The 15,712-nt window shown below is 41.7% G+C and carries 13 protein-coding genes; 6 read left to right on the top strand and 7 right to left on the bottom strand.

Going from position 1 to position 15,712, the window contains the following annotated elements; all coding sequences use genetic code 11:
• Positions 1-260: 260 nt before the first annotated feature.
• The 5 genes from leuC (at position 261) to H0262_RS05825 (ending at position 6,115) form a co-directional block, all read left to right on the top strand.
• Positions 261-1,679 (top strand): 3-isopropylmalate dehydratase large subunit, encoded by a 1,419-nt coding sequence (gene leuC, locus H0262_RS05845; RefSeq protein WP_020443717.1) that lies wholly within the window; start codon positions 261-263, stop codon positions 1,677-1,679.
• A gap of 47 nt (positions 1,680-1,726) precedes the next feature.
• Positions 1,727-2,377, top strand: coding sequence for a 3-isopropylmalate dehydratase small subunit (leuD, locus tag H0262_RS05840; RefSeq protein ID WP_181210050.1), 651 nt, complete (start codon positions 1,727-1,729; stop codon positions 2,375-2,377).
• Positions 2,378-2,551: 174 nt separating this feature from the next.
• Positions 2,552-3,298, top strand: a complete 747-nt coding sequence (locus H0262_RS05835; protein WP_181210049.1) for a hypothetical protein — start codon at positions 2,552-2,554, stop codon at positions 3,296-3,298.
• A 90-nt stretch (positions 3,299-3,388) separates the two neighbouring features.
• Entirely contained in the window at positions 3,389-4,492 is a 1,104-nt protein-coding gene (leuB, locus tag H0262_RS05830) for a 3-isopropylmalate dehydrogenase (protein ID WP_181210048.1), read from the top strand.
• A gap of 447 nt (positions 4,493-4,939) precedes the next feature.
• Positions 4,940-6,115, top strand: coding sequence for a L,D-transpeptidase family protein (locus H0262_RS05825; RefSeq protein WP_181210047.1), 1,176 nt, complete (start codon positions 4,940-4,942; stop codon positions 6,113-6,115).
• Between the two features lie 183 nt (positions 6,116-6,298).
• Here the strand turns inward: H0262_RS05825 and infA are convergent, their stop codons facing one another.
• The 7 genes from infA to dinB all read right to left on the bottom strand — a co-directional run bounded on the left by infA (position 6,299) and on the right by dinB (position 14,869).
• Positions 6,299-6,520, bottom strand: coding sequence for a translation initiation factor IF-1 (gene infA / locus H0262_RS05820; protein WP_010199824.1), 222 nt, complete (start codon positions 6,518-6,520; stop codon positions 6,299-6,301).
• Between the two features lie 124 nt (positions 6,521-6,644).
• Positions 6,645-7,487: a tRNA pseudouridine(38-40) synthase TruA gene (gene truA, locus H0262_RS05815; protein ID WP_181210046.1), complete on the bottom strand. Its 843-nt coding sequence runs from the start codon at positions 7,485-7,487 to the stop codon at positions 6,645-6,647.
• 33 nt (positions 7,488-7,520) lie between these two features.
• The gene (locus tag H0262_RS05810; protein WP_181210045.1) at positions 7,521-8,606 is read right to left on the bottom strand and encodes an asparaginase; all 1,086 of its coding nucleotides are present in this window, start codon (positions 8,604-8,606) and stop codon (positions 7,521-7,523) included.
• A gap of 156 nt (positions 8,607-8,762) precedes the next feature.
• On the bottom strand, positions 8,763-10,382 hold the full coding sequence (locus tag H0262_RS05805) for a FimV/HubP family polar landmark protein (RefSeq protein WP_181210044.1): 1,620 nt from the start codon (positions 10,380-10,382) through the stop codon (positions 8,763-8,765).
• Positions 10,383-10,433: 51 nt separating this feature from the next.
• Complete coding sequence (locus H0262_RS05800; protein WP_181210043.1) at positions 10,434-12,239, bottom strand: peptigoglycan-binding protein LysM; 1,806 nt, start codon at positions 12,237-12,239, stop codon at positions 10,434-10,436.
• Positions 12,240-12,359: 120 nt separating this feature from the next.
• Positions 12,360-13,577, bottom strand: a complete 1,218-nt coding sequence (gene queA / locus H0262_RS05795) for a tRNA preQ1(34) S-adenosylmethionine ribosyltransferase-isomerase QueA (protein WP_181210042.1) — start codon at positions 13,575-13,577, stop codon at positions 12,360-12,362.
• A gap of 176 nt (positions 13,578-13,753) precedes the next feature.
• Positions 13,754-14,869 (bottom strand): DNA polymerase IV, encoded by a 1,116-nt coding sequence (gene dinB / locus H0262_RS05790; protein ID WP_181210041.1) that lies wholly within the window; start codon positions 14,867-14,869, stop codon positions 13,754-13,756.
• Between the two features lie 562 nt (positions 14,870-15,431).
• Here dinB and H0262_RS05785 point away from each other — a divergent pair.
• Positions 15,432-15,677, top strand: coding sequence for a hypothetical protein (locus H0262_RS05785; RefSeq protein WP_020443706.1), 246 nt, complete (start codon positions 15,432-15,434; stop codon positions 15,675-15,677).
• The last annotated feature ends 35 nt before the right edge of the window (positions 15,678-15,712 follow it).

Below are 15,712 nucleotides of genomic sequence, written 5' to 3'. Positions count from 1 at the left end.
CCAATCATAATGTATTAGAAATAAAAGTTTGCAACTATGAAAGAATCATCAATTATTATTATAGGATTAGCCTGCTATAATCACAAGACATCGAAACGTATTTTAGACATATTTATTGTATTTACTTGATAATCTGCGCCACAAATCTTATTTTAGGCATCAATTATCGCAACCGTTAGTAAGTAACAGATAAAAACCTAGCACACTATGGGTTTAATAAATGAAAAATATAGTCATTAGCCACTAAAAAGGATAGCAATATGGCCGGTCAAACGTTATATGACAAACTTTGGAATGCTCACGAAGTCACCAAGCGTGATGATGGTTCGAGCCTGATTTATATCGACCGCCATTTGCTACATGAAGTGACAAGTCCGCAAGCATTTGAGGGTTTGGAATTGGCTAATAGAGCGCCGTGGCGTCTGTCGGCTAATATTGCAAGCCCTGACCATAACGTACCGACAGTCACCAAAGAGCGCTCAGAAGGTGTGGCAGGTATCAAGGATAAGGTCTCGCGCTTACAAGTACTGACCTTAGATGAAAACTGCAGCAAATTTGATATCGCTGAGTTTACGATTAATGATGCTCGTCAAGGGATCTTGCATGTCGTCGGTCCTGAGCAAGGCCTAGTATTGCCTGGTATGACCGTTGTTTGCGGAGATTCTCATACCGCGACTCATGGGGCACTTGGCTGCTTAGCACACGGTATCGGTACCTCTGAGGTTGAGCACGTATTGGCAACCCAGTGTTTGATTCAAAAGAAATCAAAGAATATGCAAATCCGCGTCACGGGTGAGCTTGGCGCTGGCGTAACCTCAAAAGATGTGGTGCTTGCTATCATTGCAAAAATCGGTACTGCTGGCGGAACAGGGCATGCGATTGAATTTGCTGGTCAAGTATTTGAAGACATGAGCATGGAAGGTCGTATGACCGTCTGTAATATGGCGATTGAAGCGGGCGCACGCGTGGGTATGGTTGCAGTCGATGATACGACGATTGACTATGTTAAAGGTCGTCCATATGCGCCGAACGAGTCACAATGGCAGCAAGCAGAAGCTTACTGGCGTACTTTTTACTCAGATGATGACGCTGTGTTTGATAGCGTGATTGAGATTGATGGTAGCCAAATTGCACCGCAAGTGTCTTGGGGTACGTCACCTGAAATGGTGGTTGATATCACCCAGTCAGTGCCAACGCCTGATCAAGCGATTGATGAAGCGCAAGAAGAAGGGTGGTTGCGTGCTTATACTTATATGGGTTTGGAGGCGGGTCAAAAAATTACCGATATTCAACTTGATCGTATTTTTATTGGCTCTTGTACCAACTCGCGTATTGAAGATTTGCGTGATGCCGCCGCCGTGATCAAAGGTCGTAAAGTAGCGGATACTATCAAAGAAGCGATTGTCGTTGCTGGCTCTGGGCAAGTGAAACTTCAAGCGGAAGCAGAAGGTCTAGATGCTTTATTTACGGATGCTGGTTTTGAATGGCGTGAGCCTGGCTGCTCGATGTGTCTTGCGATGAATGCTGATAAGCTTGAACCACAAGAGCATTGCGCCTCGACATCCAATCGCAACTTTGAAGGTCGTCAAGGTAATGGTGGTCGTACGCATCTGGTCAGTCCAGCAATGGCAGCGGCAGCAGCATTGGCAGGTCACTTTGTTGATGTGCGAACTTTTTAGTTATTACGCGTCATTTAATAATAAGCACAATATCGATAGGAAATACTATGCAAGCTTATAACACCCAAAAAGGTATCGTTTGCCCACTTGATCGCGCAAACGTTGATACCGACCAGATTATCGCAAAACAATTTTTAAAGTCTATTAAGCGTACCGGTTTCGGCGTCAATTTATTTGATGATTGGCGTTATCTGGATGAAGGGTATCCGGGACAAGACAATAGCACACGTGTTATCAATCCTGACTTTATTTTAAATAAACCACGCTATCAAGGTGCTACTATTTTGCTAGCCCGCCGAAACTTTGGCTGCGGATCAAGCCGTGAACATGCTCCTTGGGCGCTTTCAGAGTATGGCTTTCGTACAGTCATCGCACCAAGCTTCGCTGATATTTTTTATAACAACTGTTTTAAAAATGGCATGCTACCGATTGTATTGGATGAAGAAATCGTTGATAGCCTAATGAAAGCTACGTTTGCCAACGAAGGCTATGAGCTGACTGCAGATCTTGAGCGTCAGGTGGTCATCACCCCAACTGGCGAAGAGTATGCGTTTGAAGTCGATGACTTCCGTAAGCATTGCCTATTAAATGGTCTTGATGATATTGGACTGACGTTGCAGCAAAGCGATGCTATTAAAGAATACGAGCAAAAAATGATGCAAAAAACGCCTTGGATATTTAATGAAGTCAGAGCCTAGTGTTTAAGCATGAAATAAAACCGCTAATGGCAAACGATTAATAACGAATATGAATCGCCATAAAAACGAGCTTAGCGCTAATACAGCGTTGAGTTATGGCGACTAAGTGGCTAAAATGAACGGTAATCTATTCTTATATTATATATTTCCATCTGATAAATAGTAGCCACCATTATGAATAAAATACGTTTTGCGGTATGGACAAGTACGGCTATTGCTATAACCTTATTATCTGGTTGTCAGGCATTGACAGGCTATCAACAGATAGATAAAGCAGAAAGCGCAAAGGTATGGACGGGTACTATTAAGCCCATTGCTGGCGAGGTAAATATTGCCTGTGTCGGCACCTACCACTGTGAGATTGTAAAGATAGATCGCACGATGGTGATATCGCCTGAAAATCACAAACCTGTGAATGCCACCATGGTGGTTGCGATGCATGCTGCGAGCCAAAACAATAAAACTCGCACAAGAAATAAGCATTCTCAAGCTGCTATGACGATGGATATGACGCCGCTTATTCATAATAATGCCATTAAGATTGTGCCATTGTCAGCGTCTGCTATGCCAAATCTTATTAACTATTATGCTCGGGTTAAACCCGCTAAACGTGAAGTGCACGTTAATTTTTATCCAGAAAATAATCTAGGCTATGTCGAGCGTTTTGCTATGATTCATGACTTTGCTGGCCCAGGCACTTATCAGCTGCGTGCTTATCAAAAAAAGTCTGGCCAGAACTCCGGTAGCTTGTTAGATACAGCATCGCCAGAGCCTTTATGTGTTGAGCTTTATCAAGGCAATACCGTGCAGCGCCGCTTTTGCAAGCAGATTGGCACTGAGCATCAAGGAGAGTTTGTAGAAACTGGTATCGCTAAGGCGGCATCAGTGCCATCAAAAGTAAAGGTAAAAGCCAAAGTATAATTATTAAAAGCCTGTCGTTATTAGCTACAAACAAAAGCAAGTATAAAATAAGTCATAGAAATATAAATTTACTCAACCTCAAGGACCAGTATGGCAACGATTTTAACATTAGCGGGCGATGGTATTGGCCCTGAAATCATGACTCAGGCCATTGATGTGCTGAACGCTGTCAATGATAAGTTTGCGGTAGGTTTGACCCTTGAGTCTGGATTGATCGGCGGTGTGGCAGTTGATGCAACAGGTGAACCCTTGCCAGAAGAGACGCTACAACGTGCACGCGCAGCAGATGCAGTGTTATTAGGTGCAGTTGGTGGTCCTAAGTGGGATGGTATCGAACGTAGTAAACGTCCTGAGCGCGGTTTGCTAAAAATCCGTAGTGAGCTTGGTTTGTTTGCCAATCTGCGTGTAGCCAAACTTTATCCGCAGCTTGTGAATGCTTCAAGCATTAAACCTGAGATTATCTCAGGTCTAGACTTGCTGATCGTGCGTGAACTGACTGGTGGTATTTATTTTGGTGAGCCGCGCGGTATTCGTACACTAGAAAATGGTGAGCAGCAAGGCTATAACACCATGGTGTATAGTACCAGCGAAATCAATCGTATCGGCAAAGTTGCTTTTGAATTGGCGCAAACACGCGCGCAAGCAGCAGGAACCGCTGCCAAAGTCTGCTCTATCGACAAAGCCAATGTATTGGAAGTTACTGAGCTTTGGAAACAGACCATGATTGAATTACAGCAGTCAGAATATAGCGATGTGGCGTTATCTCATATGTATGCTGACAATGCCTGTATGCAGCTGATTAAAGACCCTAAACAATTCGATGTTATGGTCACTGGCAATTTATTCGGCGATATCTTATCTGATGAAGCGGCGATGCTGACGGGTTCTATTGGCATGCTGCCATCAGCCAGCCTTGACGAAGCGGGCAAAGGCATGTATGAGCCTTGTCATGGTTCAGCGCCTGATATCGCAGGACAAGATATAGCCAATCCACTAGCGACCATTTTATCGGTCGCTATGATGTTACGTTATACTTTTAAACAAGAAGCAGCAGCACAAGCGATTGAACAAGCGGTCAGTGATGTGCTTGATGATGGTTTACGTACGGTTGATATCTTGGATCGCAGCGAAGCTGGACTTATACAAGTCGGTTGTCAGCAAATGGGGCAAGCCGTATTGGCAAAACTGATTTAATAGAGATTACTTTATCATAATCTGAATTTTTGAAAATTTATAATAATGAACCCATAATTTGCTAAGCAAGTTATGGGTTTTTTACTGTCCGCTTTTAGAGAAGATAAGCGTTCGCTAATGTTAACGTCTTTAAACAGAAAGCTGCATAAAAGCATTTGTTTTAACACAGATACTGCAGTCTAATGCGCTTATTAACACAATGCTGTTATATGCTCACATGGGAATATGTCACCATAGCTTATCTATAACTGGTTTAGATAAATTAATATCTACTGGCTCAATCCACATTGTAAAATCAGTCCTATACTAGTCATAGGATTTTTGACATGGACATATGGTATGTTGAACTAATTATATAATCCTAATTGGGCATTAATGGTAATAATTTTATAATTACTTATAAGTTGTTTGTAATAAAAAATATAACTTAACAAATTGGAGTAATACATGTATCAATTGACCAAAATCAGCACGGCAATCGCAGCGCTTGGTCTATCGACCATTTTATTTATGGGGCAAAGTATTGCAGTAACGAGCGATGTCAAAAATGACACGGTCGAAGGAAGCGCAAAAGGTACTGCCACTAAGAGCACAGAGTCCAATAATCCAAATCAAGTAATTATTGATACCAACGATGTCAGCCCAGTAACCAATGGCGTAAGTCAAAAAGTTGCTGGTAAAAGTAAGACAGCAGTATCGTTGAATAAGTATTTACCGACCATAAAATATACCACTGAAAATCTACCAATGGAGGCGCAAAAGGTAAATAGTGCTACTTGGAAACAAGGTATGAAGAGAAACCGTGATACTACCACTAAGCTGCAAGCTCTATTAAACTGGCATCAAAACGGCGTTGGTGCAGTTGATGGCTATTGGGGAAAGAACTCTCGTAAGGCGATGCAGGCTTTTCAGATGGCAAATGGGTTGGCAGTGACCGATACATTAAATATTGAGACGTGGCAGGCATTGACCAAGAATGATAAGCTTATGGCACAACCGGTATTGGTCAACTATCAGCTCACTGATGCAGATATCAATATAAAAACCACGGTTATTCCAGCAGGAGTAGAAGCCAAATCCAAGCTTGAAGGGATGTACTATGAAACTGTCATTGAAGGTTTGGCAGAAAAGTTTCATATCAGTGAAAATTATCTTAAGGCGCTCAATCCTAATGCTAAATTTGCAGTAGGCGAAACTATTACTGTTTACAATCCAGGCAATCCTAATATCAAACCTGTTAGTCGAGTGGTTGCTGATAAGACTACCGAAACATTGTATGCATATGATGATAAAGGCATCTTGGTTGCTAGCTATCCAACCACAGTAGGAAGTACAGCGACGCCATCACCAACAGGTACGCATACAGTTGCAGTTAAGGTACACGAGCCTAATTATACTTATACAGCAGAGAACGGCAGCAAGTCTATTTTACCACCCGGTCCTAACAACCCTGTAGGGTCAGTATGGATTGGACTCAGTAAGCCGTCTTATGGGATTCATGGTTCGCCTGATCCTGCTCGTATCAGTCGTCAGGCATCAGCAGGGTGTATACGTCTAACCAATTGGGATGCGCTTGCATTACTTGGCGTGATACAAAGTGGTGCAACTGTTGAATTCAAATAACGGCTAAATTCTAGACAAAAAAATACCGCTGATATCTAGCGGTATTTTTTATGGTAAAAACCATATTAACTTACTAAAATATGATAGGCAATAATGAGTAGGTTAGCAGTATCATTATTATTATCAGTTAAACCACTCAAGCATTATACATATGCTCTTATAACTATCTTAGTAGATAAGAATTTAGTTTTTACCACGATAAGTAATGCGACCTTTAGACAAATCATAAGGTGTCATCTCAACCTTAACTTTATCACCAGTCAAAATTCGGATGTAATGCTTACGCATCTTACCTGAGATGTGCGCAATAATTTCGTGTCCGTTTTCTAAACGAACTTTAAACAAAGTATTTGGAAGGGTGTCAATGACTTCGCCTTCAAATTCAATAATCTCGTCTTTTGCCATAATTTGTATCATCAATCAATTTAAAATAAGCCCATATTATACGTAAGTTAGCAGATTAAAGCAATACGAAACCTGATTTTTACTTGACAGCCTGTAAGTGATATGTATGCCAGATTATATGGATTTAATCAGGAAGGTTGAGCCAAATAGGCGTGAGCGGCGCATCGGGCAGTAAGGTTTGAAAATGCTCAGGATAATAGGCATTAATGAAATACAAGCCATCACCTGAAGCAGTTGGTGGTGCTATTGTCCGATCTTTTTCAGCCAAAATCTTTAAGAAGTCAGCCGGTTCTAACTCGTGTCTGCCGATCGCATATAACGTGCCCATCAGGTTTCGCACCATATGGTGCAAAAATCCATCAGCTTGAATATCGAAGACGATAAACTGACCATGAGTAAAAAGATTGGCATGGCTAATATGGCGCACGGGCTGATTAGATTGACAAGCGGCAGCACGGTAGCTACTAAAATCATATGTACCAACGATATCAGATGCTGCAAGCTGCATGGCTTTTAGGTCAAGCGGCTCGTGAATATGTGTCACTTGATGGTTGAGGATGGCAGGTCGCTGAGTTTGATTGAGAGTAATGTAACGATAACGACGAGCAATTGCGGCAAAACGCGCATGAAAGTCAGCAGGCATCGGCTGAACCCAGCGTAAAGCGATATCATCAGGCAAAAGACTATTTACACCACGCAGCCAATTGTGCGTTGGTCGATAAGCATGAGTAACAAAATGTGCAATCATATTGCCAGCATGAACACTTGAGTCTGTGCGCCCTGCAGCAATCACTTCTACTGGTTCATTGGCAACAGTACTAATGGCGGTCTCTAACGCTTCTTGTACGCCAAGTACCTCTCTTTGGCGTTGCCAACCATGATAGTGAGTGCCCAAAAATTCAATAGCAATGGCTAAGGTATAAGTTGGGCGCTTTGCTTCGCTGTTTTCAGTTATGGACATGGTCATTTTGGAACTTATACAGAGTTTGTGAGTGATAGTTTAACGTTTTTTGATACTGGTACCCGTTTGCTGGACGTTATTTAACCAGCGTTGTCGACGCCTTGCTGGGCTATCGTAGCGTAGCAGTAACCACAGTAAGCGTGCATAAATGGCTGGAATGGTTAAACGACCACCTGCAATCACTTGATGATCGTATTGCCAACTGCCAGCAGCATAGGTGTCACTTACGCCGCCAAACGGCGATTGGCTAGCGCATACGACCATATGACCTTTTTCATAAGCCAGTTGCAAGGCTTCTGCCAACTCTACTGAATAAGGAACGTTGCCAGCACCATAGCCTAATAAAATAATGCCACAAGGCGGCTGTGATAATAAGGCGCGCAGCTGTTGGTTTAATGCGTCGGTTGCATTGGGCAAGCAGTACAACGCATGAACGTAAGCGTGCTCGGCACGAACTGCAATATCAGCACTAATATCTTGTTGGTCATCAAGCCAATGCTGCCGACGAGTATCTGGTAAGCTTTTGACATAGCTATTGGCAGGATAAGCCGCTCTAGAGTGACCAGTAAATGCCATAAAGTCATGGCTATGTATTTTTTGCACCGTTTGCGCTGGCCATGATTCGCCGCCGAAGGCAATCTTCACCCCAGATTCACCTACACTTGCTAGCGTTAACGAGTCAGTAAGGTTGTTCCAAGCATCACTCTGTGCATCTACTTTATAAGAGTGCAGTTCCTCACTATCTAGGAGCGGACGCATACTACCAGTAACGACAATACAAATATCGCTACCTGCAAAGGCTTCTGCTAAGAACGCTCCCAAATAACTGAGTGTATCCGTGCCCGTAATTAACACAAAACGTCTACTGCCTTGTTGATATGTCGACAATAAAAGTTGGTAAAAATGCACAAAATCACTGGGTGTAAACTGACTGCTGTCTTTAATCAGAGTATTGTGAAGCCAAGCAATGGGCGATAGATTAAGCGCATTATCCGATTCTGCCAGTAGTTGCTGCAAAGTTGGCAAAAAAACCTCTGCTGATAGCGGCGCTAATGGACGACCATAACTCCCAAAAGTGCCGCCAGCATAAATAAGTTGGATAGGTACAGGGATTGTATTTGTCATAGATGAGTGCACTGTATTGGTTTTAAATTACATAGACGATAGAGCAGAATTATTGAAAGAGAAATCATTGCTAGAGAAGAGATAGAAAAAGCACCATTATTCTAAATGCAGCGAGTATTCTAAGTGGCTAGAATACTCGCTATCACACCATTTATTTTAAGCAGTGCGATCAAGCAATCGTTGTGCTTGCTGCTGCTGTTCATCATTACCTTTAGCAATGACTTCATTAAGTAGGCGTTTGGCGCTATCATATTCGCCAAGCTGCACGTATTGACCTGCTAAATCTAGTGTGACTTGATTGCTGTCTAAGGATTTAACAAAATCAAAGTCTGCTGCGAACCGTGACGAAAAATCTTCAGTAGTGCTAGTGTCGGCTGCAGGAGCTATATCAATAGCATTGTCGAGATGAGTATTGGCATATTCGCTATCAACCTCAACTGGCGTGCTTGCTGTTGTAGACTCTGATAAAGATAAAGAATCAAAGTCAAAATCATCATCTATTACCGTATCATCATCGAACATCAGAGTAGTAGAGGCACTGCTAGAAGCGTCGGACTCATTTTTCATGATATCTATTTCTTCAGCGCTTGTATCTTCAATATTTGCATCTTCAATACTGATATCTTCGAAACTAAAATCTTCAAAATTATCTTCGACAATAGAATGCTGAATTTCTATTTGCTCTGGCGTCTCATTCGACACATCATCACTGTGTAAAGATAAGGTCAGATGGTCATCATCTAAATAAGTTGTCTCTGTTGTGACAGGCGCATTATTGATAACGTTATTGGTATCGTCATCACTGTCTAACTCTAAGACAAAGTCATCTTCTAATGATAACTCATTTAAGCTGCTGTTAAAACTATCGTCGGTAGCGTCATTGGTGGGAGCCTCTGTAGATGCAAGACTGTGCTCAGATAATTCAAAATCAAAATCGCTGTCAGTACTAGGACTATTATCAGTGTCGCTGTCAGTGTTTATAGCCACAGTTGCAGGCGTCAAAATATCTTCATCTACTACATCAAACGTGGTGACAGGTGCCGGGTTATTACTAGTATGGACAGGTTTATTAGTGCCATCTTCTAAATCACTCAGACTAAGATCAAACGCTTGCTCAATATCATCGAAATTATTATCATCAAAAGCATTCGAAGCTACTAAGGTTTCATTAGTAGCCTCTGACAAGTCGTTTTTGTATTCAACATTTTGAACCGTATTAGTATCAAGGGTTGGACTATTGCTGCTCGCTTTATTGGTCGGTAAATCGAAATCTAAACTTTCAAATCCAGCATCTTCGCTTTTGTCTGCTAACATAGTTTGTTTAGTGACTTGGTTTTGTTCTTCAGTCAGCAAAGCTTTTAACTCATCAGCTTGTGCGATACTTTTGTCATCATTATTTGCTTTGATAGCATCATAGACTTTATTGAAATTCTCAGACTCATCTATCGTGGCATATACCGCAAGGAGCTTGAGAGATAATTGGCTATCATTTGGCTTTTCGCTTAAGCCGCGATTGAGCGTTTCAATCGCTTTATCATAGCGCTGTTGATCCATAAAACGTTGAGCAATCTCAATATGATCAAACTTTTTCTCATGATTGATAGCTGTTTGAGTAGGCGTACTTCTAGAAGCAGCATGCTTCGATAAGGGCTCAATTTTGCCAGTATTTGTACTCAAATGCTCTGATGGCTTTTGCGCTTTGTTTTTGCGCATGACCAAGACCGCAACGAGTAAAATAACCACCAATCCGGCGATGATATATAGCATATTGTCCATAGTTACTCCCACGCCTACGATCAGAGCTGCTTGCATTGATCTGTTAGGCAGTTATTGATTGCGTAATTTTTTGAGACGAGCTTGCAGCTCAGCCAGTTTTTGATTTTGTAATTGTAATTTGCGAGTATAGCTCTCAAGCGTACCACTAGTTTTTGATAACTGCTGCGCTTGCGATGCGGTACTTTGTCTTGATGATTTAAGCAGGTCTAACACTTCCATGCTAAGTCCGTTACCCGTTGCCATGCCTGCTTTGGTTTTAGTGCCATCTGCGCTGCCTTCATGACCAGGAGCAAGGACAGAAAACTGCGCCTTTGGTAAAAATTGAGTCTTAGTGGTCGCCGGCTTTTCAGTATGTTTTGTTGCTTGCGTATTGGCACCTTTGGACACAGGATTTGATGCAGTTGGTTTTTTTGCGACAGGTGTATTGGCGCTTCTATATTGCCTTTGAGCACTGATAGCAGCTTCAAGTTTTTGCTGTGAAGGTAGCGCATCATAATTAGGTAAACTCAACTGTGCATCTGCTTTTAATTGATTAGCGTTTCTATTGATAAAAGCGTCAGGATTTTGCGTCTGAATTTCTTTCATGACGGTTTGAACGTCGATATTGTTCTTCTCTGCAATTTGCTGGGCAATCACCCACAAGTTATCGTTACGCTGCACGGTATAATTGATCTCGCTACTAGCTGAATTATCTGATACTTGCCTTGAAGTGTTTTTTGCTGCGGCCGACGTTTTAGGCGTCACTGCTTTCTGCCAGGCATTCGAGTTAGGGGGAATATTGTTGAGTGGGGCTGTAGCGACCATATTATTACTATCATTTGGAATAATAGCTTTATTTTTATTGGTGAAAGCTGCTTCATTCGGCGTCAGGGTTTTAGGCGCCATAGGACTAGCAACCATCATATCTGTATTGCTTTGACTCTTCGGCTGTATCTGACGAGTAATTTGTATGTTTAAAATATCGAGCTGTTTATCAGTCTCGCTAGTAGCAGAAAGCGTACTATTTGATGAGACGGTTAAAGCTGTATTATTGTCATTATTTGCGCCCGCCATGACACTATTGTTTGTCATATCAACAGGATTATTTAATCGACCGTTTTCTAAACGGCTAGGCGCATAGGTTGTGATATTGCTTTGTGTCGTTGTTGCAACTGCTGTTGGTAAGCCAGAGGGTATAGTCGTTGCCTGAACGCTTGGTATTTGTGAGCTTGACGCTTGGATACTTGGCGTTTGAATAACAGGTACTCGTATATTAGGCGATTGAACATTGCGCTCGGGTAATGTTGCAGCCTTTAGTGTAGGTTTCGATGAACCAGATGATAATAAAGGTGGCGGTGCACCATTTCTAACCGTCAATGGCTGCGCGTTAGTTGTAGAAACCACGGGTAAATTAGGCTTTTTTGCGCCTGTTACGATATTTTTAGAAGTCGCAATCGGTAAGCTGTCATTAAGTGGCATCAGTAATGTTTTTGGAATAACATTACGCTGATTGCCATCATTAATTGCTAGAACCACATCAGCAAAGGGTTTGGACATAGGCTTGGTGGTGGTAATAAAAACTTGACCACTTGTAGCTGAAGTCGGATGAAAGCGTACGATCATGGAATCAGTTGGCGTTAGACCCATTTGCTGATAAATGGCAGAATTTGCCAAACTGGCTGAAAAGTCAGTGTTTTCAATATCAGTGACCATAATACTGGCAACTAAAGGTTCGTGCTGAGCTGAAATAACAACTGTTTTGCCAATGTTTGCTGCTTGGGCGCTAGATACTAAGGCTGCATAACTTATTGAATAAAACAATGCCATCGATACTGCGCGATGTATGCTAGTCAAGCGATAAGATAAATGACAAGACATATGCAGCCCTTTGGAGTAAAAGTTGTCTGTGTTGTTATAACAAAATACTGTTTAGTTTACCAGTTTATTCCACTGCTGTTGTGACCAATAGTTCAATTGCATGTTTAATATTTACACACATCAGTCAACTTTTTTATCAAGCAGCATGGCATCACCATAACTAAAAAATCGATACTCGGATTCGATGGCATGTTGATAAGCTTCTTCAATAGATTTTTTTGTCGCAAATGCGGACACTAGCATCAGCAATGTAGACTTTGGCAAGTGAAAATTGGTCAGTAGCTTATCTACGACGCCAAACTCAAAACCGGGATATATAAAGATCTCTGTATCACCTGCCCAGCCAGAGAGTGGCTGTCCATCGACTGCAGTTTGTTGGTAGGCCGTTTCAAGGACACGTGTGACAGTAGTCCCGATAGCAATGACTTGCTTGCCATTGGCATGGGTCTGATTGATAAGGTCGGCAGTGGCTTGAGGCAGGTGTGCATATTCGCTATGCATCGTATGATTCAGCAGGTTCTCTGTTTTTACCGGAGCAAAAGTACCTGCGCCGACATGCAGTGTAACAAAAGCGGTTTGAATACCTTTTGCCGCCAGCTTTTCTAATACAATATCGTCAAAATGTAAGCTTGCTGTCGGGGCAGCGACGCTGGCAAGCTTAGCAGGGTCATGAAAAACAGTCTGATAGCGAGTATTGTCGGTCTCATCGGCATGGCGTTCGAAATAGGGTGGAATAGGCAGCTCACCATAACGCTCTAAATCAGGCAGAATGGGCGTATCAAAAGCCAAGATAAATAAGTTCTCTTGGCGTCCAATCATGACGCCAGTCATATGACCATCAGCAAGTACAAGACCTTGTCCAAGCTTCAACGCTTTACTGGCTTTAACATGACAAAGAGCGATATGCTTTTTTGCAATAACCGTCATGTCTATGATGTCAGAGTTTGACGTTATTGTGTCTAGATCCGTGCTATTTAAATCCGATAGAGCGACCAAACGCTCTATTAATACTTCAATCTTTCCACCGGTATCTTTTTGACCAAATAAGCGCGCTTTCATTACCTTGGTATCGTTAAAAACAATCAAGTCTCCTGCATTAAGTAATTCTGGCAACTCAGAAAACAGCTTATCTTCAACTTCAACCTGACGATTAACATTGTTAGCAGGCAAATAAAGTAGCTTTGACGCGGAGCGCTGCGCCAATGGATAACGGGCAATCAGCTGGTCTGGCAGTTCATAATCATAATCATCAACACTTAGATACTCTAAAATATCGTCATTATGACGGGCAGTAATTTCAGAGTTATTATTTAAGGTTTGAGGTTCAGAATCAGTCATAAGAAAGTCTTTCGATAGGTGGGAATTTTGAGAGCAATTGTAGCAGAAATGAGGATATGAAAGAATGTTTTACTAAATAGTACTTTTTTATTTACCTCTAAATACAAATAAAATAGCCTAAGTAAAAAATTGAGTTATTTATTTAGGAAAGCTCTCTAAAGAATTCAGGCGAAAAATCATTCAAATAAATTTAATTGTGGCGTGACTTGCATGGCAGATGTGAGCGAAGAAAATGTCACACCAACCAATCTAATAGGAAGAGTACGCGGAATGTCCAAAAAGAGTTTATCTAACCAAAAGTGAGCGGATTCTGCGCTATCAAATGCCGTCGATAAGGTATGCGAGCGCGTGACTTGAGTAAAATCTGCGTATTTGACCTTTAGAGTAATAGTATAGGCAATGAGCTGTTTTTTGTGCAGCTGACTAAAGGCATCAGCATTTTGTTCATAGACTTGTATTTTTAGTTTATTATCATCCGTTAAGTTTTCTCTAAACGTAGTCTCAGAGCCAACCGATTTGTGTGTACGCTCAGACTTGACCGCACGCTCGTCACGTCCATGAGCGATATCATGATAAAACTGTCCACGCTTACCGAACTCATTGACTAATATGGTAGCTGGCGTGCGCCGAAGGTCAGCGCCGTTACTAACACCCATTGCATGCAGGCGTTTGGCCGTTGCCTTACCAATACCGTGGAAGCGCTCAATAGGTAAGGTGCTGATAAAGGCATCGGCATCGGCTGGCGTGATGACCGCTGTGCCATTAGGTTTATTAATATCAGAGGCGATTTTTGCCAGCATCTTATTAAATGAGACACCGGCAGAGGCGTTTAGAGCGGTTTGTTCTAAAATCTGCGCTCGTAACCAATTTGCCATTAATGTGGCTGAGCCTTGATGAACAGACAATCCAGTAACATCCAAATAGGCTTCATCTAATGATAACGGCTCAACATGTGGGGTCAGACTGTGCATGATACGACGTATCTCAACACTAACAGCACGGTAAACATCAAAGCGCGGCGGTACAAATATCACGTCAGGACAGCGCTTTCTGGCTTCATAGCATGACATGGCGGAGCGTACGCCAAACTTACGAGCTTCATAGCTTGCTGCCGCAACCACGCCCCGACCATTGGGATCGCCGCCAACCACCAATGGCTTGCCACGTAGCTCAGGGAAATCGCGCTGTTCTACACTGGCATAAAAAGCATCCATATCAATATGAATGATTTTGCGAAGGTTAGATTGGCTAACGTCAGGTTTAGTGTTTGTTGTTGGAACATGTATAGTCATAAAACTATTTTACCTGATTTTTCGCACCGATTTTGGTCTCTAATACTCAATCAAAAAGTGAGAAGTGTTACATAGATTGATAAAAAACAAGATTTTCATTAGAGTTTTTAACTACTGAAAACTGTTCTAAAAATTTAATATCGATAGTGCATCATCGTTCATTTAATCGATAATACTCAAAGAACTATTAGATTATAAGGTGCCAAATCTGATAAATATGCATGACACTTAGTAGTGTTTTTAATTGTACTGACCGTTCATATTCATATCTTGACCATTCATCGGAAATACTATATCTGGTTGTTACACTTTTGCTTGCATAGCGTTACAATAAGACAGCTAGGATACAAAGCGTTTATAGATAGAGCAAGAAAGGTAAATCATCGTTAAATATAGGCATAATGTTTGATGAGTACAGATGAGTAGCAAATGGATTTGCATCGCTTATATCAAGCTCATCGCTTTAGCAACGATAAAGATCATTAATAAATATCAGTATAGAAAACCCTATATTTCATGACGAATAGCTCAAACTATGGTGAGAGAAGTTAAGGAGCTGGGTATGAATAATGAGTTGAGAGGAAGTGATTTAACACGCGCATTGCTTGCACGAGGCGACAAACAAATATGGTGCGCAGTCGATGATGACAGTGATGAACAAGCGATGATGGATCATTGTGGTAACGATTTTACCGCTTATATTGTCGAATTTAAAGATGGCTGTTTTTACTGTAATTGTGGTACGGCTTGGCTGTTCGCAGTACCCATAAAAACAGTGGCTGCAACACAATCTGATATGAATATTTGAATAGCCTATTTTTCATACTTTAAGTTAAATAGTAT

Source organism: Psychrobacter sp. D2 (genome assembly GCF_013608135.1).
In the GTDB taxonomy this organism is placed as follows: domain Bacteria; phylum Pseudomonadota; class Gammaproteobacteria; order Pseudomonadales; family Moraxellaceae; genus Psychrobacter; species Psychrobacter cryohalolentis.
Note: the sequence above shows the minus strand (reverse complement) of the source record. Positions and strands in the feature narration are given on the sequence as shown.

Coding starts and splice junctions, on each gene's coding strand:
- truA (WP_181210046.1), bottom strand. CDS start 7,487: ATGACCATGTCCATAACTGAAAACAGCGAAGCAAAGCGCCCAACTTAT.
- leuD (WP_181210050.1), top strand. CDS start 1,727: ATGCAAGCTTATAACACCCAAAAAGGTATCGTTTGCCCACTTGATCGC.
- dinB (WP_181210041.1), bottom strand. CDS start 14,869: ATGACTATACATGTTCCAACAACAAACACTAAACCTGACGTTAGCCAA.
- H0262_RS05810 (WP_181210045.1), bottom strand. CDS start 8,606: ATGACAAATACAATCCCTGTACCTATCCAACTTATTTATGCTGGCGGC.
- H0262_RS05835 (WP_181210049.1), top strand. CDS start 2,552: ATGAATAAAATACGTTTTGCGGTATGGACAAGTACGGCTATTGCTATA.
- queA (WP_181210042.1), bottom strand. CDS start 13,577: ATGACTGATTCTGAACCTCAAACCTTAAATAATAACTCTGAAATTACT.
- H0262_RS05805 (WP_181210044.1), bottom strand. CDS start 10,382: ATGGACAATATGCTATATATCATCGCCGGATTGGTGGTTATTTTACTC.
- H0262_RS05825 (WP_181210047.1), top strand. CDS start 4,940: ATGTATCAATTGACCAAAATCAGCACGGCAATCGCAGCGCTTGGTCTA.
- infA (WP_010199824.1), bottom strand. CDS start 6,520: ATGGCAAAAGACGAGATTATTGAATTTGAAGGCGAAGTCATTGACACC.
- leuC (WP_020443717.1), top strand. CDS start 261: ATGGCCGGTCAAACGTTATATGACAAACTTTGGAATGCTCACGAAGTC.
- H0262_RS05785 (WP_020443706.1), top strand. CDS start 15,432: ATGAATAATGAGTTGAGAGGAAGTGATTTAACACGCGCATTGCTTGCA.
- leuB (WP_181210048.1), top strand. CDS start 3,389: ATGGCAACGATTTTAACATTAGCGGGCGATGGTATTGGCCCTGAAATC.
- H0262_RS05800 (WP_181210043.1), bottom strand. CDS start 12,239: ATGTCTTGTCATTTATCTTATCGCTTGACTAGCATACATCGCGCAGTA.